At 60.5% G+C, this 18,104-nt stretch carries 19 protein-coding genes and 1 tRNA gene; 6 read left to right on the forward strand and 14 right to left on the reverse strand.

Going from position 1 to position 18,104, the window contains the following annotated elements:
- Position 1: 1 nt before the first annotated feature.
- The 6 genes from M2A_RS09160 to M2A_RS17765 form a co-directional block, all read right to left on the reverse strand.
- A complete protein-coding gene (locus M2A_RS09160; RefSeq protein WP_045446141.1) occupies positions 2-1,267 on the reverse strand; it encodes a hypothetical protein in 1,266 nt (421 codons plus the stop codon).
- A 12-nt stretch (positions 1,268-1,279) separates the two neighbouring features.
- Positions 1,280-1,957: a CpaD family pilus assembly protein gene (locus M2A_RS09165; RefSeq protein ID WP_158597216.1), complete on the reverse strand. Its 678-nt coding sequence runs from the start codon at positions 1,955-1,957 to the stop codon at positions 1,280-1,282.
- Between the two features lie 11 nt (positions 1,958-1,968).
- Entirely contained in the window at positions 1,969-3,477 is a 1,509-nt protein-coding gene (locus M2A_RS09170; RefSeq protein ID WP_045446144.1) for a type II and III secretion system protein family protein, read from the reverse strand.
- Positions 3,477-4,286 (reverse strand): Flp pilus assembly protein CpaB, encoded by an 810-nt coding sequence (cpaB, locus tag M2A_RS09175; protein ID WP_158597215.1) that lies wholly within the window; start codon positions 4,284-4,286, stop codon positions 3,477-3,479. Before cpaB ends, M2A_RS09170 begins: the two co-directional genes overlap by 1 nt.
- Positions 4,287-4,461: 175 nt before the next feature.
- Positions 4,462-4,959, reverse strand: coding sequence for an A24 family peptidase (locus M2A_RS09180; RefSeq protein ID WP_045446299.1), 498 nt, complete (start codon positions 4,957-4,959; stop codon positions 4,462-4,464).
- 179 nt (positions 4,960-5,138) lie between these two features.
- On the reverse strand, positions 5,139-5,312 hold the full coding sequence (locus tag M2A_RS17765) for a Flp family type IVb pilin (protein ID WP_081875520.1): 174 nt from the start codon (positions 5,310-5,312) through the stop codon (positions 5,139-5,141).
- Between the two features lie 404 nt (positions 5,313-5,716).
- On the opposite strand from M2A_RS17765, the gene M2A_RS09185 reads away from it, so the two are divergent.
- Complete coding sequence (locus tag M2A_RS09185) at positions 5,717-6,217, forward strand: pilus assembly protein N-terminal domain-containing protein (protein WP_158597214.1); 501 nt, start codon at positions 5,717-5,719, stop codon at positions 6,215-6,217.
- Positions 6,218-6,298: 81 nt separating this feature from the next.
- Here M2A_RS09185 and M2A_RS09190 read toward each other — a convergent pair whose 3' ends face one another.
- The gene (locus tag M2A_RS09190; protein WP_045446150.1) at positions 6,299-7,834 is read right to left on the reverse strand and encodes a pilus assembly protein; all 1,536 of its coding nucleotides are present in this window, start codon (positions 7,832-7,834) and stop codon (positions 6,299-6,301) included.
- A 285-nt stretch (positions 7,835-8,119) separates the two neighbouring features.
- Here M2A_RS09190 and M2A_RS09195 point away from each other — a divergent pair, with 285 nt between their 5' ends.
- Together M2A_RS09195 and M2A_RS09200 are read left to right on the forward strand one after the other, a co-directional pair.
- On the forward strand, positions 8,120-8,677 hold the full coding sequence (locus tag M2A_RS09195) for a TadE/TadG family type IV pilus assembly protein (protein ID WP_052379359.1): 558 nt from the start codon (positions 8,120-8,122) through the stop codon (positions 8,675-8,677).
- A gap of 43 nt (positions 8,678-8,720) precedes the next feature.
- On the forward strand, positions 8,721-9,269 hold the full coding sequence (locus tag M2A_RS09200; RefSeq protein ID WP_081875522.1) for a TadE/TadG family type IV pilus assembly protein: 549 nt from the start codon (positions 8,721-8,723) through the stop codon (positions 9,267-9,269).
- Between the two features lie 219 nt (positions 9,270-9,488).
- Here the strand turns inward: M2A_RS09200 and M2A_RS09205 are convergent.
- Positions 9,489-9,578: transfer RNA gene (locus M2A_RS09205), tRNA-Ser, on the reverse strand.
- A 177-nt stretch (positions 9,579-9,755) separates the two neighbouring features.
- On the opposite strand from M2A_RS09205, the gene M2A_RS09210 reads away from it, so the two are divergent.
- Together M2A_RS09210 and M2A_RS09215 are read left to right on the forward strand one after the other, a co-directional pair.
- Positions 9,756-10,046, forward strand: coding sequence for a hypothetical protein (locus tag M2A_RS09210; protein ID WP_045446156.1), 291 nt, complete (start codon positions 9,756-9,758; stop codon positions 10,044-10,046).
- A 122-nt stretch (positions 10,047-10,168) separates the two neighbouring features.
- Positions 10,169-10,459, forward strand: a complete 291-nt coding sequence (locus tag M2A_RS09215; protein ID WP_045446302.1) for a hypothetical protein — start codon at positions 10,169-10,171, stop codon at positions 10,457-10,459.
- Between the two features lie 34 nt (positions 10,460-10,493).
- On the opposite strand, the gene lepA is transcribed toward M2A_RS09215, so the two are convergent.
- Together lepA and M2A_RS09225 are read right to left on the reverse strand one after the other, a co-directional pair.
- A complete protein-coding gene (gene lepA / locus M2A_RS09220) occupies positions 10,494-12,296 on the reverse strand; it encodes a translation elongation factor 4 (protein WP_045446159.1) in 1,803 nt (600 codons plus the stop codon).
- A 77-nt stretch (positions 12,297-12,373) separates the two neighbouring features.
- Complete coding sequence (locus M2A_RS09225; RefSeq protein ID WP_045446161.1) at positions 12,374-13,207, reverse strand: enoyl-CoA hydratase-related protein; 834 nt, start codon at positions 13,205-13,207, stop codon at positions 12,374-12,376.
- 160 nt (positions 13,208-13,367) lie between these two features.
- On the opposite strand from M2A_RS09225, the gene M2A_RS09230 reads away from it, so the two are divergent.
- Entirely contained in the window at positions 13,368-13,670 is a 303-nt protein-coding gene (locus M2A_RS09230) for a hypothetical protein (RefSeq protein WP_045446164.1), read from the forward strand.
- Between the two features lie 67 nt (positions 13,671-13,737).
- On the opposite strand, the gene pheT is transcribed toward M2A_RS09230, so the two are convergent.
- The 4 genes from pheT to rpmI form a co-directional block, all read right to left on the reverse strand.
- On the reverse strand, positions 13,738-16,152 hold the full coding sequence (gene pheT, locus M2A_RS09235) for a phenylalanine--tRNA ligase subunit beta (protein WP_045446167.1): 2,415 nt from the start codon (positions 16,150-16,152) through the stop codon (positions 13,738-13,740).
- Complete coding sequence (pheS, locus tag M2A_RS09240; protein WP_045446169.1) at positions 16,149-17,231, reverse strand: phenylalanine--tRNA ligase subunit alpha; 1,083 nt, start codon at positions 17,229-17,231, stop codon at positions 16,149-16,151. Before pheS ends, pheT begins: the two co-directional genes overlap by 4 nt.
- 112 nt (positions 17,232-17,343) lie before the next feature.
- The gene (gene rplT / locus M2A_RS09245) at positions 17,344-17,700 is read right to left on the reverse strand and encodes a 50S ribosomal protein L20 (RefSeq protein WP_045446172.1); all 357 of its coding nucleotides are present in this window, start codon (positions 17,698-17,700) and stop codon (positions 17,344-17,346) included.
- Between the two features lie 17 nt (positions 17,701-17,717).
- Positions 17,718-17,915 carry a 50S ribosomal protein L35 gene (gene rpmI / locus M2A_RS09250; protein WP_045446175.1) on the reverse strand — a complete coding sequence of 66 codons (198 nt, stop codon included), beginning with the start codon at positions 17,913-17,915 and terminating at the stop codon, positions 17,718-17,720.
- Between the last annotated feature and the right edge of the window lie 189 nt (positions 17,916-18,104).

Genomic DNA, 18,104 nt, shown 5'->3' on the forward strand with positions numbered 1-18,104 from the left:
ATCAGCCCTCCTTCTTGCCCGTGAGGCGGCTGAGGAAAGGAAGAATGGATTTCGAACGTTGCTGCACTTCCTTGCGGCCGATCACCACGCTGGCAAGGTGCTTCAGTCCCAGCACGGTTTTGCTCTTGGGGTCGACCTCATCGAGCATCTGGCCGTTATTGGCCGCCGTTCCGAAAAGCTGCGGATTGAAAGGCAGAACCAGCGTCGGTTCCACCTCGATCGCCTCGGCGAAATCCTTCACCGGAATTTCCGGGCGCTTGGACACACCAACCTGATTGAGCACGACATGGGGCAGCGTGTCGTTCGTGCGGGTCTGCTTGAGAAGATCGACGATGTTCTTCGTATTGCGCAGACCGGCAAGGTCCGGCGTCGTGGAAATCACGACATCGTCCGCGCCAAGCAGCACGCGCTTCGTCCAAGGCGCCCAGATATGGGGCAGATCGACCACCACGACCGGGCAGGTCTGGCGAACGATATCGATGATCGATTCGCAGGCATCCGGGTCGAGATCACCGTCCCTATCGAGCGTTCCCGGCGCGGTGAAAAGCGACAGCCGGCTGGTATATTTCACCATCAGCCGGTCGAGCATGACGTCATCGAGCCTGTCGGGCTGCACCAGCGCATCGGCAATGCCCTGCACCGGGTCCTGATTGAAATCGAGCCCGGCCGTACCGAAAGGCAGATCGAAATCAATAATGGTCGTGTCCTCGCGCATCGCCTCGGCAATGCACCAGCCGACATTATGCGCAAGCGTCGAAGAACCGGCCCCGCCGCGCGCACCGATAAAGGCAATGGAGCGGCCGATGGGCGGCGCGTCCGGATCGATATAAAGCCTTGAAACGGATTCGATGAGCTGCAGCGGCGAGAAAGGCGCCACCAGATAATCGTTCACGCCCTGGCGGATCATTTCCCGGTAAAGCGCCACATCGTTGACATGGCCGATAATGATGACTTTCGTGCCTGCATCGCACACTTCGGCAAGCTGCATCAGCTCGGAAAAGAGCTCCTCGCCCGATTGATGCGTTTCCACCAGAATGAGATTGGGCGTTGCCGTGTCGCGGAAATAGGCGATGGCCGCCGGCACGCCGCCCATATGAACGGTCAGATGCGCCTTCGCCAGACGCCGGTCTTCGGCGCCGCGCTGAATCATGCTGCCGGTTTCCGGCATCTCGCAAAAGGCTTCGATCGTAATGCGGGGCACCGGTTTGAGAACCAGCGAGGGCCCCTCATCCTCAAAGTCATCATAAACGGGCATGGCTTCAGTCATCTCTCTTCGCCCTTACCTTGAAACTTCGCTGACGTTGCCGGATTCTTCTTCCACACGCTCGGTCGCCGTGCTTTCACCCTTGCGGTATTTGGTCAGCACTTCATCGCGGCGCGGCGCATAGGCCGGATCGGTGCCGCGCGGGCCTTTCAGGTCCGCCGGGTCCGCCAGAATGGCCGCCATATTGTTCTGCGACGCGCAGCCCAGATTGGAAGTGACGACGTTTTTCGGGTTATAGGCATAATCGCCCCAGTTCCCGCAGGGGCTGGGCGTTGCCACATAGCGCCGGTAGGAAAGAATGAGCGGTGCGGCGCTGTTCGCGGCGGACGCGCGGTAAGTGCCATGGCTGATATCGCTATGGGCAATTCCTTCTTCATGAAGGAGCTGGCCGATTTCGGTTGAAAGATTGAGCGCCACGCCGGTATTGGGCGAGCCGGAAGGAGCGGCGATATTCAGCGAGCCGTGACCGCGCTCTTTAAAGGCGCGGGCGAGCGCGCGCAGCGCGCTTTTATCTTCCAGCGTCAGCGCGATCTTGTCGGGAGCCGCTGGAATTTCATAGGTCATTATTTGCGGGTCGACGGCGATAGGATGGCGCCGCGCGGCATCATATTGCGCCTGCTCGACACCATTGAAACCGCCGCAAGCTGCCAGCAGAAGCGGCAGGAGAAGCGCACCGGTAAGCTGTTTCATCATCGCGGTCATTCCTAATCCAGCACGAAGCCGACCGGCCCCTCAAGCTTGCCCTCGCTCACGCCCTCTGCCCCCTCCACGCCATAAGTCGCGTTGAGGCGGCCCATCAAAATGGTGTCGGCATCGGAAGCGGGGGTGAAGCCGTCCGTCGGCAGAGCGAGCTTGTCGCGGCTCGTCGCATCCACAAGATAGGGCGTCACAATTACCACAAGCTCGGTTTCGTTGTTCAGATAGTCGCGGCTGCGGAAAAGCGTTCCGAGCACCGGCACGTCTTTGACGCCGGGCACGCCGTCGATATTCTGGCGCGTGCTTTCGGAAATCAGCCCGGCCATCACGAGCGAGCCGCCGCTCGGCAGTTCCATCGTCGTTTCCGCCCGGCGCACGCGCAGGGCCGGAATGGTCACACCGGGCACCTGAATGACATTGCCGTCTTCATCCGTCACCGTGCCGCCCTGGGAAACGAAGGCGCCTTCCGAGGTCAGCTCGCTGACTTCCGTGGAAATCTTCATGCTGATCCGCCCTTCGCTGAGAACCACCGGCGTAAAGCCGAGGCCGACACCGAAAGGCTTGAATTCAAGCGTGATATTGCCGTCCCGGTCGCGGGAGGTGGGCACCGGAAATTCGCCGCCCGCCAGGAACTTCGCGCTTTCGCCCGAAATCGCGGTCAAGGTCGGTTCGGCCAGCGTGCGCAGAAGACCGGCCCGTTCCAGCGCCTGCAAGCCAAGCTGCACGAGATAGCTGTCGAAGGTCGCCCCGCCATCGGAGGCGCCGGTCGGCGAAAGGCCGGGCGGCGTCGAGGTCAGGCCGCCAAGCGACTGGCCCTGCAGGGAGAAATTGTTCTGCGTCGCCCAGCTGAGCAGAAGATCGCCAAGCTCGACCTGCGAGGTCACATCGATGCCGAGCTGTTTGATGAGCGTGCGCTGCATTTCGGCCACCGTCACCTTGAGCATGACCTGCTCTTTCGATTCGATGGCGAGCATATTCAGCACGTTCTTTTCATCACCGACGAAGCGGGCCGCGATCTCGCGCGCCTGAGACGACTGGGAGGCATTCGGCACGGAGCCGGACAGAACGATGTGATTATTGATCGCCTCGACCGTGACGCGGGCGCTGGGCAAATATTTTTCCAGCGCGGCTTCCAGGTTTTTCACATCCCGCTCGACGACGATTTCAAGATTGAGAATCTGGTCGCCCTTGCCATCGAAGAAGAAGGCGTTGGTCTGGCCCGTTTCCATGCCGATAAGATAGGTGCGCTTGGGCGTGCGCACGACCGCATCGACAACCGCCGGGTTGGAGACAAGCACATCGCGCGCGGCGACGGGCAGCTCGACAATCGCGGCCTTATGCAGCGGCAAAACGAGACGGCGCGCCTGGGGCCCGAGGCCGCCGGCATCGATCTTCACCAATTGCGCGTCGGGCGCGGCCATTGCGCGGCCCACATCCTGGGATGTAGAAAGCACCAATGCGGTTGCCAAAACCGCCAGCGAGCGCAGCGCCATATGCATGAGCTTAAGAGATTTCATCAGCGCGCCCCCGAGGAATTGGGCTGTACAGAAGTTGCCCGGCCATAGCGGATCACATTGACAGCGCCTGAGGCTGCACGTGGCTTCTTATTGCCGCGCAGCTCGTTTTGCGCGCCGACAAGCTGCGGGTTGGAATCGGCCAGGCTGCGAAGTGACAGAGAGACTTGACCGCGCTGCTGAGCAAGCGCGAAGGCTTCCGCCTCGGCGGGCGTCATTTCCAAGGTCGCGGTCTTGCCGACCACCACCTGCTCACCCTCAAGCTCGCGGAAGGTCTGGTCGATGGCCAGAACGCGGATATTGTCGAGAAACGTCTCGCTGGCATATTGCGCCTCGCCCGTGCGCTCGTTGCGGCGCTGGGCGGTCATGATCACGTCCACCCGGTCATTGGGCAGAATGAAACCACCCGCGCTCGTCTCAGGCGAAATGGGAAGCGAGACGGCGCGCAGGCCCGGTGAAATGAGCGCGGACATGAAGCCGGCATTTTCAAAGCTGACGAGCTTACCGGCCGTCACGGGCTCGCCTTCCAACAGCGGCGAGCGGGCAATGGTACCGGCATAGGTATCGAGCGCGTTGGGCGCGTCATCGCGTGTCACATAGGCGCCAGCCACCGCATCGAGCGGCCATTTCTGCCAGCGCAGATCGGAGCGACCCATCCGGTGGCCAAGCTCGATATCGTCGCCTGCCACAAGAACTTCCGTGCTCGGCGCTTCGATAACTTTCGGCTCCGCCTGCTTTTGGGAAGGTTCCGAGGAAATCAGCGCGCGCACCAGGAAGGCGGCGGCGATTGCCGCGACCAACGCTACTGCCAAAATGCCTATCCGTACCGCGTTCACTTGCCCCATCCTTCATCCGGCCCGCTTAAGGCCCTTTGCGATCTCACCCTATCCAAGCGGTTTTCAATCAATTTAACGTTAATTTCCGCCTGCAAATTCTGCCCATCTGTCCCAATTTGCAGCTTTTCACCGCCGGCAGGCTGCCGCCGCCTCACACCGCCAGCTCGATCCAGCGGGTTTCCGGAAAGACCAGAAGCGCGCCCGCGCAAAGCGCCACGGCGTATGGAATCCCTTCGTCCTTGTCATGCAGCCGCATGACCCAGCCTTGCTGCGCAAGAAAAACCGGCAGCGGAAACGAGCGGAAGAGCCAGATCAAGACGCCCAGCACCGCGCCGGCCAGCGCCGCCGTCAGCGCAAAGGCCGCCAGGCTTTGCCATTCGATCCAAAGGGCTGCGGCCGCCATGAGCTTGGCATCGCCGCCGCCCATATAGCCGCCCGCGAAAAGCGCCATGCCGGTGAGCAGCACGCCTGCGCCGACCGCCAGATGCAGGCCGAGTTCCGCCCAGCCCATGCCCATGAACAGCGCGGCAGGCAGGAAGGCCAGCGCCAGCGCCCCGGTCAGCCGGTTGGGGATGGTCAGCGTGCCGATATCGAGCACGGCGGCCAGCACCATGGCGGCGGGAAAGATCAGCAAAAGCAGGTGTTCCATCACGAATTCCGAAAAGGACACGCTAAATCAATGAGTTCGCCCAACGGGCGCCTATACTTGAGCATGACGAAACGGCGTAAAGACCGGGTAAACACCGCGCCGCGCCGCGGTTTTGGGAAGGCATAAAAAAACCGGCCGCGCAAAGGCGGCCGGTCTTCATTGTCGCGTTGCGACCGATCTTATTCAGCAAGCTGCAGCTTACCGGCGATCTGGCCGAAGAAGGTTGCAAGCGAGTCACCGAAAGCGCCCACGGCAGCGATCACGGCCACGGCCATGCCGGCTGCAAGCAAGCTGTATTCGATGGCGGTTGCACCCGACTCATCTTTGAAAAATTTCGTCACGAACTGGCTCATCACAAGCCTCCTTACTCTAACTGGACAGCACCAGCTCACGGGTACTTGTCACTACACCCCCCGTGAACTCTCCGCCAATCTAGCCAGAGCCTGCTTACCACCCCGTTAAAAAACATGTTCTATTCTTCACTAAACGCCCTTTTCCAATACCAATACTTGCAAGTTTTTGTGATTAAAATTCCATTGAATTGCGGTTATTTAAAATATTGATAAAGCAGACTGGTTAATACTTAGATACACCACAGAAGAAATTCGGTTAACACAAAGAGATCGAAGACCCGCGCCAAAAAACAAAAAACACCGCAAGAAGACCGCTCCGCCGCGCGCATATTAGGAGGGCGTTTATGGTTTCCCCTTTATTCTGGGACCAATCGATGGACCCTTTTGATCGGAAGGAAGCATTCATGACGCTCCGCCGGGCCCGCACCGCCTCCGCCAAAGCCGCAGCTGGCGCATTGGCACTTTCTTTCAGCCTGTTGCAGGCCGGCGCGTCGCTGGCCGCATCGATCGATGTGGAAGTGAACCAGACAAAACCCTTCAAGCTGCCCCGCGCCGCCGAGACGATCATCGTCGGCAATCCGGCCGTCGCCAATGTGACGGTGGACAGCCATGAGCGCGTTTTCATTCTCGGACGCACCTATGGGCGCACGAACATGATCGCGGTCGACCCGGCCGGTGAGATCATTTTGGATATGGACGTCAATGTGGTGAATGCGGGCGGCATCGTGACGCTGAACGCAGGCCGCGCCCAGCGCAGCTTCAACTGCACGCCGCGCTGCGAACGGGTGCTCGATCCCAATGACGCGCAGGAAGAGTTCGATGCGCAGATGAAGAACACCACGGCGCATACGGGCTATATCGATTCCGTCGCCAATGGCGGCGCGCCGCCTGCCGGCGGCAACTGATTTCTCCGTCTATAAGACGCAGAGCCTGAAAACAAAAGCCGCCCGGATTGGGCGGCTTTTTTCGTCGGTTTTTTTGATGTCTTATTCGGCGATCCGCAGCGCATTGAGCTCGCCTGCAATCTGCTGGAAGACTTCCTGCAAAGTCGAGATGCTGGGCGAGTCGTAATACATGGACGGGCTCGTGGCGCAAGAGCGCATCATGTTCCGCGTGCTGGACGAGCTCACCTGGAAGGTGATCGTGTAAAGGCGGATATTAGCCTGCTTCACGTTGTTGCAGATGCGCAAGGTCTTCTCGTCCAGCTCCTGCGCTGCTTGCGAAGAGCTCGATGTGCCCAGGCGCTGCTTGGACAGATAGCCATAGGCGGTATAGCTGGAGCCGTTGATATTGCCCCAGCCTTGGCCGGGGATCGTGTTCTCCCCGTCGGTCAGCAGAATAATCGCTTTCTTATAATCCCGGTCGCCATACGAGGCCCCTTCGGTATAGGGCGAGGTCGGCGAAATCACGCGCCAGCCCCAGGCAAGGCCGAGCGGAATATGGGTCATACCATCGGCGATCATATCGTCGATTTCGTTCAAGAGCCGGTTCTTGTCATTGGTCAGCGGCGTGATGGTGCGCACGTTGCAGCCGTTCTGCGGCCCGCGCGAAGACGAGCTTACCCAGGCGTTTTCATATTTCTTCGTGTCGGCCTGGCGCTCTTCCGGGTCGCCATTATGTTCGTCATCGAGATAATCGTTCGGATATCTTGGATCCCACCAGCTTTCCCGGTCCGGTTCATCCGGCGCGAACCAGGGCACGAACAGCGTGTCGCCGTCCGTCGCCACAGGGGTCGCGTCGGTTTCATCGAGCGGCGCAGGCCGCGTTTCCAAACAGCCGTTCCAGTCCCGGTTCCTTATATCGTCGTAAAGATCGAAAATATTCGTGCCGGGGATGAAATTTTCACCATGGATGCTGGATTGCGCATTGCGGTCGATCCAGGGCGCGTTGATCTTGTCGGACCCTACATTCACTGCGGCGGCGAAAGGCACGAGCCCCACTTTTACATGATCCGGATTGGTCTCATCACCGAAGAGAATATTGACCATCTCCGCAGCCGAGGTTTTGAGCGCGCTCAATCTGCTGCCCGACATGGAACCGGTATTGTCCAGCACCATGACCAGCTCGATTTTGGAGGACTCGCGCACGATGCGCACCTGCGCGTCGATATCGAGCACGTCGATCCCCAGAATATTGAGAAGCGCCGTCGGCAGGCTGGCGTTTGCCGTCAGGTAAATGTGGCCGTCGCTTTCGGTGACTTGCAATTCGCCCGGCACACCGAGTTCGTAAGCCGGGTAATTGGCCTCGAAGAATTTGCTGGCGCGCTGCTGCAGCTCTTCCTGGGAAAGCCCTTCGGGCAGGGAGCCAATGGCAAGGCCCGCCGCGTCGAGCGCGCTCGTCAATCTTTCCCGCACGATATAGGCGCGGGAAAAGTCGATGGCGCCTGCAATGCCCGCCAGAACCGGGACCAGCGCCAACGCGAAAATGATTGCGACGTTGCCGCGCGATGCCTTGCGGAAGGTGCCGCAAAACCTGCGCAGCCGTTTGAACGGCCGGGCATATGTGGAAGCAAAGCTGCGCACGGCATCACCTGATGTTTGAACGTGATCCCTATGGTGCGCAAACAGCCTTAACGCTTGTTAAAAACTTTCCGTCGAATTGAAGAGAGGTGGTAGTTCCGTTTATTAAGGATAATGATCCGTAAACGAAGCGCCCCTCCCTTATCCTTCGAATTTTCAAGACCTTCTCCATCAATTGGTAAGGATAGGAAGGCACACTCGGTTCATATGGAAGGCGAACACGCCACCCGGTGAAAGGCGTTCCGTCAGTTCGGTGCAAGCCCAGAACGGTGCGAGTAGAGTTGACCGATGTCCGATGAAATTCAGCATATGTCTGCCGGCAGCGCCGCGAAAAAGCGCCGCCCCTTTCTTTCCCGTTTCCGGCGGAACAAGAAAGGTAGCGCGGCCGTCGAGTTCGCGCTGATCGGCTTGCCGTTTTTCCTCATCCTCTATGCCACGGTGGAAACCGGCGCGATTTTCTTTGCCGCCGCCTCCATCGAAGGGGCAACGACCGATGCCGCCCGGCTGATCCGCACGGGTCAGGCGCAAAGCGGCTCGCTCAACCAGCAAAGCATCGAGCAATATATCTGTGACCGGCTCGACTTTCTGCCCAATTGCATGAGCAACCTGCATATCGACGTGCGCACCTTCGACAGTTTCAACAATGTGAGCTTCCCAGACCCGATCATGGACGGAAACCTGGCCGGGAACTTCCAGTTCCAGCCGGGCAGCGCCGGCGACATCGTTCTCGTGCGCGCCTATTACGAATGGCCGGTCTCCAGCCCCGTCGGCATCGGCTTGCAGAATCTGGAAAATGGCAGCCGCCTGCTTTTGACGAGCACGGCCTTCCGCAACGAGCCTTTCTGATGAAACGCCCGCCCATGAAACATCTGTGCCATAGGAGCCCGCAATGATGGTAATGACATCTGCCTTGCGCCGCTTCGCGCGGCATTTCAAGGCGAACCAGAAAGGCGTAGCCGCCATCGAGTTCGCGCTGATCGCCCCGGTGATGATCGCGCTTTATGTGGGGCTGATCGAGTTTTCCAACGCGCTGACCCTCGACCGCAAGCTGACCCATACGGCAAGCGCGCTCGCGGACCTCGTCGCGCAGGACAACGACATTACGGACGGCGAAATGACCGACATTCTGGCGGCAAGCGCCGCCATCGTCGCGCCCTATTCCGCCAGTCCGCTGCGCCTTGTCGTCTCCTCCGTCGTCGCCGACGGTGCCAACAAGACGACGGTTGCCTGGTCGGATGCGAAAAACACCTCCCCGCGCGGGCAGGGCTCCACGGTGCAGCTGCCCGATGGACTGACCGAACCAGGGTCCAGCGTCATCCTCGCGGAAGTGAGCTACACTTACACATCCCCGTTCACCCAGTTCCTGACCGGCGGGATCGAGCTTAAGGACCGCTTCTATCTGCGCCCGCGCCGCGTGCTGCAGGTCTCCCGCAGCTAAAGGCTTTCCGCCTGAAAGGACGCGCCCAAGGGTGCTTTGTCCGCTTCCTGAGCGCATTAACCACGTTTCTGAATAGAGTGTAGCATTCCTGCCGCACCCGCATTGCGCTGCACTGCGGCATGAACGTAGCCGGGATCGGCGCGGCGGACGCGGCGCAGGCCAAAATCCCGCCCGCCCCGAAGGGGCAAGTGCCAACCTACTGTTATGTCAGGAAGATTCTGGCGGAGGGAGTGGGATTCGAACCCACGAGACGGTTGCCCGCCTACACGCGTTCCAGGCGTGCGCCTTCGACCACTCGGCCATCCCTCCGGGAAAAGCGCCCATAAGGCGCTCAGATGGCGCGCACTATACCTACTCAATCCCTCAAATCAACTGCTTCTGAGCGGATAGGGAAGACTCAGACGTCTTGTGATCTGGGTTAAAATTAGGTTACGGTTTTCATCCTGCATAAAGGGGTGTTTTAGAAATGGCTGGGGGGCCAAAGTAATGATTGTGTTTCGGCTGATCGGGCTGATTTTTATCGCTATCGCATTGATGCTTTTGGGCGCAGACGGGATCCAAACGCTGGAATCCGGGGAAGTCAGCATTCGCTCTCTTTCCGAAGTCTGGACGCTGCTGCATCCGTCTTCCATGGAAAGTTTTATGGCCTGGTCGGGAGAAACCCTGCCGCCCGTCGCGCAGGACCCTGTCCTGTCCACCATCATGGGCGCACCCAGCTGGGCAAGCTTCGGCGTGATCGGCATCATCATCGCGCTGCTTTTCCGCCGCCGCGACTAAGGCGTTTTCAGCGGAAGCGGCAGGGCTGGGGGGCTGACTGCTTGCTTCCTGCAAAACCCCATGGGCATGATCTGCCCATGGGGTTTTTCTTTGGGCCTTCTCTTGGAAAGGAAACCATTGCCATGCGCCTCAGCCGCCTTGCCGCTTTGATTTTTATTGTGCTGGCACTTGCCGCCGGGCTTTACGACCTCTCCCCGGTGCTCGCCGGGGAACGTGCGCGCCTGCACGGGCTCGGTGAAATCTGGTTCGCGCTTTCGCCGGGCAGTCTCAATCTTCTGCAAGCGGTGACGCAGCGCTATTTATGGCCGCCGCTCTGGGACCCCGGCATGACCTGGCTGCTCGTGCAGCCGGCGCTTGCCGTCTTTGCCCTGCCCGCCGCCTTTTTCGCGCTGATAAGCGCCATGAAGCGCTAAGAGGCAGCACTAAGAGGCAGCACTGAGGCAGGCCCTAATTGTCGTCCATTTTGAGCGCGGCGATAAAAGCTTCCTGAGGGATTTCGACGCGGCCGAACTGGCGCATCTTCTTCTTGCCCTCCTTCTGCTTTTCCAAAAGCTTGCGCTTGCGCGACACATCGCCGCCATAACATTTGGCGGTCACGTCCTTGCGCATGGCGGCAATTGTCTCGCGCGCGATAACGCGCCCGCCAATGGCCGCCTGGACCGGGATCTTGAAGAGATGCCGGGGAATGAGGTCTTTCAGTTTTTCGCACATGGCCCGGCCGCGCGATTCCGCGCGCGCGCGGTGCACGACCGTCGCCAGCGCATCCACCGGCTCTTCATTGACCAGGATCGACATTTTCACGAGGTCGTTCGCCTCGTAGTTTTCGATCTGATAATCGAAGCTCGCATAGCCGCGGGTGATGGATTTCAGCCGGTCGTAGAAATCGAACACCACTTCATTGAGCGGCAGGCGGTAAACCACCATGGCGCGGGCGCCCGCATAAGTCAGGTCCTGCTGAATGCCGCGCCGGTCCTCGCAAAGCTTCAGCACCGCGCCGAGATATTCATCCGGCACCAGGATCGTCGCTCTGATCCAAGGCTCTTCGATGCGGTCGATCTTCACCGGGTCCGGCATGTCGGCGGGATTGTGCATTTCCACCATGTCGCCATTCGTCAGATAGACGTGATAGATCACGCTCGGCGCCGTGGTGATGAGCTCGATGTTAAATTCGCGCTCGATCCGTTCCCGCACGATTTCCAGATGCAGGAGCCCGAGGAAGCCGCAGCGGAACCCGAAGCCGAGCGCCGCGCTCGTTTCCATTTCATAATGGAAGCTTGCATCGTTGAGGCGCAGCTTGCCGATCGCCTCGCGCAAATCTTCGAACTGAGAACTGTCGATGGGAAAGAGCCCGCAAAAGACGACGGGCTGTGCAGGCTTGAAGCCCGGCAGCGGCTTTTCGCAAGGGCGCTTTTCATCCGTCACCGTATCGCCCACCGCGGTATCCGCCACTTCCTTGATGGAAGCGGTGAAGAAACCGATCTCGCCGGCAGACAGCTCTTTCACATTTTCTTTCTTCGGCCTGAAGATACCGACCTGATCGACCGTGTAAGAGGCCCCGGCCTGCATCATCTTGATCTTCTGGCCCTTCTTCATGACGCCGTCGACGACGCGCACCAGTACGACGACACCGAGATAGGGATCGTACCAGCTATCGACCAGCATGGCTTTGAGCGGCGCTTCCCGGTCGCCCCGCGGCGGCGGCAGGCGGCGGACGATCGCCTCCAGCACCTTGTCGATACCGAGGCCGGATTTCGCGGAAATTTCCACCGCGTCCGAGGCATCGAGACCGATCACATCCTCGATCTGCTCTTTGACACGCTCAGGCTCGGCGGCGGGCAGATCGATCTTGTTCAGAACCGGCACGATCTCGTGATTGACCTCGATCGCCTGATAGACATTGGCAAGCGTCTGCGCTTCCACGCCCTGGCTTGCATCCACCACAAGGAGCGAGCCTTCGCAGGCGGCGAGCGAGCGGTTCACCTCATAGGCAAAGTCCACATGGCCCGGCGTGTCGATCAGGTTGAGCTGATAGGTTTCCCCATCCGCCGCCTGATAGGACAGGCGCACGGTCTGCGCTTTGATCGTGATGCCGCGCTCGCGCTCGATATCCATGCTATCGAGCACCTGCTCCTTCATCTCGCGCTGGGTCAGCCCGCCGCATAGCTGGATCAGCCGGTCGGCCAGCGTGGATTTGCCGTGGTCGATATGCGCCACGATGGAGAAATTGCGAATATGGGCAAGGTCGGTCATGGCGGCGCTTTTATCATCAGCCGGGGCTGCCGCCAACTGGTGCTTTTGCCGCCCCGCCCCCTTTCGCGCCTTGGAAGCTAGCCCTTGCCGCCCTTCCAGGCTGCCGGGCGCTTTTCCATCCAGGCCTTGATGCCCTCTTTATAGTCGGGATGGGTGATCATGGCCTCCAGAAGCGCCTCGGAGGCCCGCACGGCCTCTGCCGGAGGCCGGTGCTGGTCCCCGTAAATCTGCCATTTCGTCTCCCGCAGCGAGCCGGGGGCGACGCCTGCCGCCAACCCGCGCGCATAGTCATAGACAGCATCCATCAGCTCCGCCGGCGCGCAGAGCCGGTTGAGGAGCCCCATTTCCTTGGCCTCTTCCGCCGTAAAGACCCGGCTGGAGAGCAGAATGTCATTGGCATGGCCGAGCCCTACAATGCGGGGCAGGACCCAAGAGAGGCCGAACTCGGCCGGAAAGTTGAACCTGCCATGGGCGGCGGTGAATTTTGCGCCCCGCGCGGCAAAGCGCAGATCCGCATAGGCCGCGAGCACCAGGCCGATACCTGCCGCCGCCCCGTTGATGGCGGCGATGACGGGTTTCGTCAGGCCGAAATGATAGGCGAAAGTGGCGTCGAATTCCTCCCGCACCCCGAAGCCCGGCATGGCGATATCGGGCGTGGTGCCCGCGTCATATTTGCCCTTTTCCGAATGGCCTTCGAGGGCGGCGGTATCGGCGCCCGCGCAAAAGGCTTTGCCCTCCGGATCGCCGGTCACGACGATGACGCGCACGGCAGCATCCTTATCCGCTTTTTCGAGCACATGGCGGTATTCCATATGCATACGCCCGGTCCAGGCGTTGCGCCGGTGGGGGCGAGAAAGAGTGATGGTTGCGATCTCGTCCTTCAGCTCGTATGTGACGGTTTTCAGTTCCATGAGCCTCTCCCCGCGCCTTGCGATTTCTTTTCCTCAAGAAGGGCAGGCAATCAGCGCGGCGTCAAGACGCGGCGCGCACCTGAAAGAAACGCAAGCGATTGCGCAATAGCGCCAATCGCCTATGCTGCGCGGGAATTGCCCATTTTAAATGGAGGCCGGAATGAGACCCGCAAAGCTTTCGCTGACCGCCGCCTTCTGCTTCACCGCCGCTTTCTGGGCCGCGCCCGCGCTTGCCGAGCCCAGTGCAGACAAGCCCAAAAAGGAACCGCGCTGGGTGGAAGAGGAATACCGCTCCATCCGCCCCGGCAAGCTCGACGATAAATATGCCGAGCGCCCGGACGAGCCGACCTTCCGGTTCGATTTCGACGACCCGAAAGAGCGCGAAGATGAATACGGGCTTGAACGGCTGGGCGATGAAGAGAAACAGCAGGCCGTACCGGGCCTAAAAAAAGCGCCCTACTAAGACGACCCCGATAATGAAAAACCCCGGCCTTGAAAGCCGGGGTTTTGTTTTCGCAAACGCCTGAGCTTTAGCCGCGCAACGCGCCGCCTGTCGCCTTTTCCACAGAGGCGATGATGCGGGCGCTCACCGCGTCGATTTCCTCGTCTGTCAGCGTCTTGTCTTTCGGCTGCAAGGTCACTTCGATGGCGAGCGATTTTTTCTCCTCGCCCAGATTGCCGCCTTCGAACACATCGAACAGCGTCACTTCCGTGATCAGCGCCTTTTCCGCGCCGCGCGCCGCCTTGATCAGGCTGTCCGCGCTCACGCCCCGGTCCACCACGAAGGCAAAGTCGCGGGTGAGCGGCTGAAGATCGGAGAGCGCCAGAGCCGGTTTCGTCTTGGTGGGCTTGGCCTTGGGCTGCGGGATCGCATCCAGAAAGACCTCGAAGCCGACGATGGGTCCGGCTACATCCATCTTGTCGAGAACACGCGGATGCAGCTCGCCGAAACGGGCAATAACGTTTTTCGGCCCGAGACGCAGCTCGCCGGAACGGCCCGGGTGATACCAGAGCGGGGCCTCGGCAAAGACCTGCAGATTGGCCGCGGGCGCGCCCAAGGCTTCAAGCAGCGCCAGCGCATCGGCCTTGGCGTCGAAAACATCGACCTTGCCCGCGCTCCCCTGCCAGTGCCGCCCGCCGCCTGCCGGCTTCATCGTGCCCTGGCGGATGCCGGCGGCGACGCGCTTTTGATCGGAGGGCGCTTCGCCTTCATAATGCTGGCCGACTTCGAAAAGCGCCGCCGCACCGAGCCCGCGGGCAAGATTGCGCCCGGCGGCGGCAATGAGGCCCGGCAACAGGCTCGGGCGCATGTCGCTCATCTCGCTCGAGATGGGATTGGCAAGCTCGAGCGCTTTTGCCCCGCCGCCGAAAATCAGCGCCTGTTCCTTGGGAATGAAAGACCAGGTGACGGCTTCCACGAGCCCGCGCGCAGCCAGTGCCCGGCGCGCCTGGCGCGTGCGCTTCTGGCCGATGGTGAGCACGGCAGGGGCCACATCGAAGCGGCGCGGCAGAGCCTGCGAGCGCACTTCATTCAGCCCGTGGATACGCACCACTTCTTCCACAAGGTCCGCTTCGCCGAAAATATCGGGCCGCCAGGACGGCACGGCCACGGAAAGCGCAGGCGCCGCGCCTGTCACCTTGAAGCCGAGTTTTTCCAGAATGGTTTTGATCTCCGCTTCTTCGAGTTTCAGACCCGTGAGCCGTTCCACCCGCGCGGGGTTGAAGGTGATCGTCTTCTCTTCGGTTGCGGGCACGCCTGCGCTTTCAAGTTTCGAGACCTCGCCGCCGCAAATCTCCACGATCATTTTTGCGGCAAGGTCGCAGCCTTCTTCCACGAAAGCCGGATCGACGCCGCGCTCGAAGCGGTAACGGGCATCGGAATTGATACCGGTCTTGCGGCCCGTCGCGGCGGTGCGCATCGGATCGAAATAAGCGCTTTCGATGAAGACGTCGGTTGTTTCCTCCGTCGAGCCGGAATGTTCACCGCCCATGATGCCGCCAAAGCCAAGCACCGCCTTGTCATCGGCGATGACGCACATGGCGGTACCTGCCTCATATTCCTTGCCGTCGAGCGCGAGGAAAGTTTCCCCTTTGCCGAGCCGGGCGCGGATATTGCCGGTGAGCTTTGCCGCGTCATAAACATGCAGCGGGCGGCCCCGGTCATAGGAAATGTAATTGGTGATATCGACCAGCGCGTTGATGGGGCGCAGACCGATGGCGGCGAGGCGCTTTTGCATCCACGCGGGCGAGGCGCCGTTTTTCACGCCGCGCACCATGCGGCCCGTGAAATGCGGACAGGCGTCGGGCGCATCGATTTCGATCTTCACCGGGCTTTCGAAAGCGCCTTCGATGAGGGGCGCTTCCGGCGTCTTCAACGTGCCAAGACCGGCGGCGGCAAGATCACGCGCCACGCCGTAAACGCCGAGACAGTCGGGACGGTTCGGCGTGATCGCAATTTCGATCACCGGATCGTTCTGCCCGAGCACATCCGCTGCCGGCGTGCCGATCTCGAATTCGCCGTCAAGCTCGATAATGCCGGAATGCTCGTCGGAGAGTTCCAACTCGCGCTCGGAACACATCATGCCGTTCGATTCCACGCCGCGGATTTTCGTCGGCTTCAGCACCATGCCGTTTGCCGGAATGGTGGCGCCGGGCGGCGCGAAAATACCGAGAAGGCCGGTCTTGGCATTGGGCGCGCCGCAGACAACCTGCAAGACATCGCGCTTGCCGCCGACCAGCGCTTCCACTTTACACAGCTTCAGCTTGTCGGCATCGGGGTGCGGCCCCGCTTCCAGAATGCGCGCGACGGAGAAGGGCGCAAGGCGCTCGGCCGGATCGTCCACCCCTTCGACCTCAAGGCCGATCATGGTGAGCTTTTCGACGATCTCTTCGAGGCTTGCCTCCGTTTCCAGATGATCTTTCAGCCAGGAAAGCGTGAACTTCATGACGAGATCCCCCCGTCGAGTGTCGGTACATCGAGTGCGGCAAATCCGTAATGTTTCAGCCAGCGCAGATCCGCTTCGAAAAAGGCGCGCAGGTCCGGAATGCCGTATTTGAGCATGGCAAGGCGGTCGATCCCCATGCCGAAGGCAAAGCCCTGATAGCGCTCAGGGTCGATACCCGAGGCGCTAAGCACATTCGGATGGACCATGCCGCAGCCGAGAATTTCCAGCCAATCGTCGCCTTCCCCGATGCGGATTTCCCCGCCGGCGCGCGCGCAGCGCACATCGACTTCCATGGAAGGCTCGGTGAACGGGAAGAAAGACGGGCGGAAGCGCAGCTCCACCTTGCCGGTTTCGAAAAAGGCGCCGAGAAAAGTTTCCAGCGTCCATTTCAAATGACCGAGATTGGTTTCCTCATCGATGACGAGCCCTTCGACCTGGTGGAATTGCGGTGTATGGGTCTGATCGCTGTCACAGCGGAAGGTGCGGCCCGGCGCGATGAAACGGAAGGGCGGTTTGCCCTTCTCCATCGTGCGCACCTGCACGGGGCTTGTATGCGTGCGTAAGAGCGGGCGCGAACCGTCCTCTTTCTCATGGAAATAGAACGTGTCGTGCATTTCGCGCGCCGGGTGCCCTTCGGGGAAATTCAGCGCCTCGAAATTGTAATAGTCGGTTTCGATATCCGGCCCCTCTTCGACGGAAAAGCCCATATCGCCGAAGATCGCGGTGATTTCATCAAAGACTTGCGAAATCGGATGAATGCGCCCGGCCCCGAGCGCGCTTTCGCGCACCGGCAGCGTCACATCCACCCCCTCGGAGGCAAGGCGCGCTTCGAGCGCTGCCTCATGAAGCGCTTCCTTGCGCCGGGCGATCGCCTCGCCCACCCGGTCTTTCAGGCCGTTCAGCGCCGGGCCCATTTCCTTGCGCTCTTCCGGGCTCATCTTGCCGAGGCCTTTCAGCTGCTCGGAAATCGTGCCCTTTTTGCCCAAGGCCGCGACGCGCACATCCTCGAGAGCCTTTTCGCTCTCAGCCGCCGCCACGCTTGCCAGAATCTCGTCTTCAAGCTTTTTCAGATCGCTCATGTCACACTCTGCTTTCGCGCTCGCTCAAAACACAAAACCCCGCACGCATCTTCGCCGGCCGAAGGCCTGGCGGGAGACGCCGCGGGGTTTCGCGTCGTTCGAATTGGTGCGCTTACTTCAGCGCCGCTGCCGCCTGATCGACCAGTGCCTTGAAAGCCTCGGGCTCGCGGATGGCGAGGTCGGACAGAACCTTGCGGTCGACCTCGACGCCGGCTTTCCCGAGACCGTTGATAAATCGGCCATAGGTCAAACCATGCTCGCGGACGGCCGCATTGATGCGCTGAATCCAGAGCGCGCGGAAATTGCGCTTGCGGGTGCGCCGGTCGCGATAGGCGTATTGCCCGGCTTTTTCGACAGCCTGGTTGGCGGTGCGGAAGGTATTCTTCCGGCGGCCATAATAGCCCTTCGCGGCTTTTACGATTTTGCGGTGGCGCGCATGCGCCGTAACGCCTCTTTTCACACGTGACATGTCAGAGCTCCTTCACCTTAGCCGTAGGGCAAGAATTTTTTGATCATCCGCGAATTCGTGTCGTCGGCGATCGCCGTGCCACGCTGGTTGCGGATTTGAGTGTTGGAACGCTTGATCATGCCGTGCTGTTTGCCGGCCTGGGTGCGGACAACCTTGCCCGACCCCGTCAGCTTGAAGCGCTTTTTGGCGCCAGACTTCGTCTTCAACTTGGGCATTTTGCTCTCCTTGGTCGTGTGGCCGGCTGCATCCGCTGAAGAAAAGGCACCTAAGTACCTGTAGATGCAGCTCTTTTGGCATTTTGGACCGACACGGCATGCCCTTTACGCCGGACGGCCCCAGAAAGACATGCGTTATACGCATTCCGCCCCAAAGGTCAAGCGGGCTCCGGCAGGCCCCGGCCGAAC

The organism is Tepidicaulis marinus, assembly GCF_000739695.1.
Taxonomy (GTDB): domain Bacteria; phylum Pseudomonadota; class Alphaproteobacteria; order Parvibaculales; family Parvibaculaceae; genus Tepidicaulis; species Tepidicaulis marinus.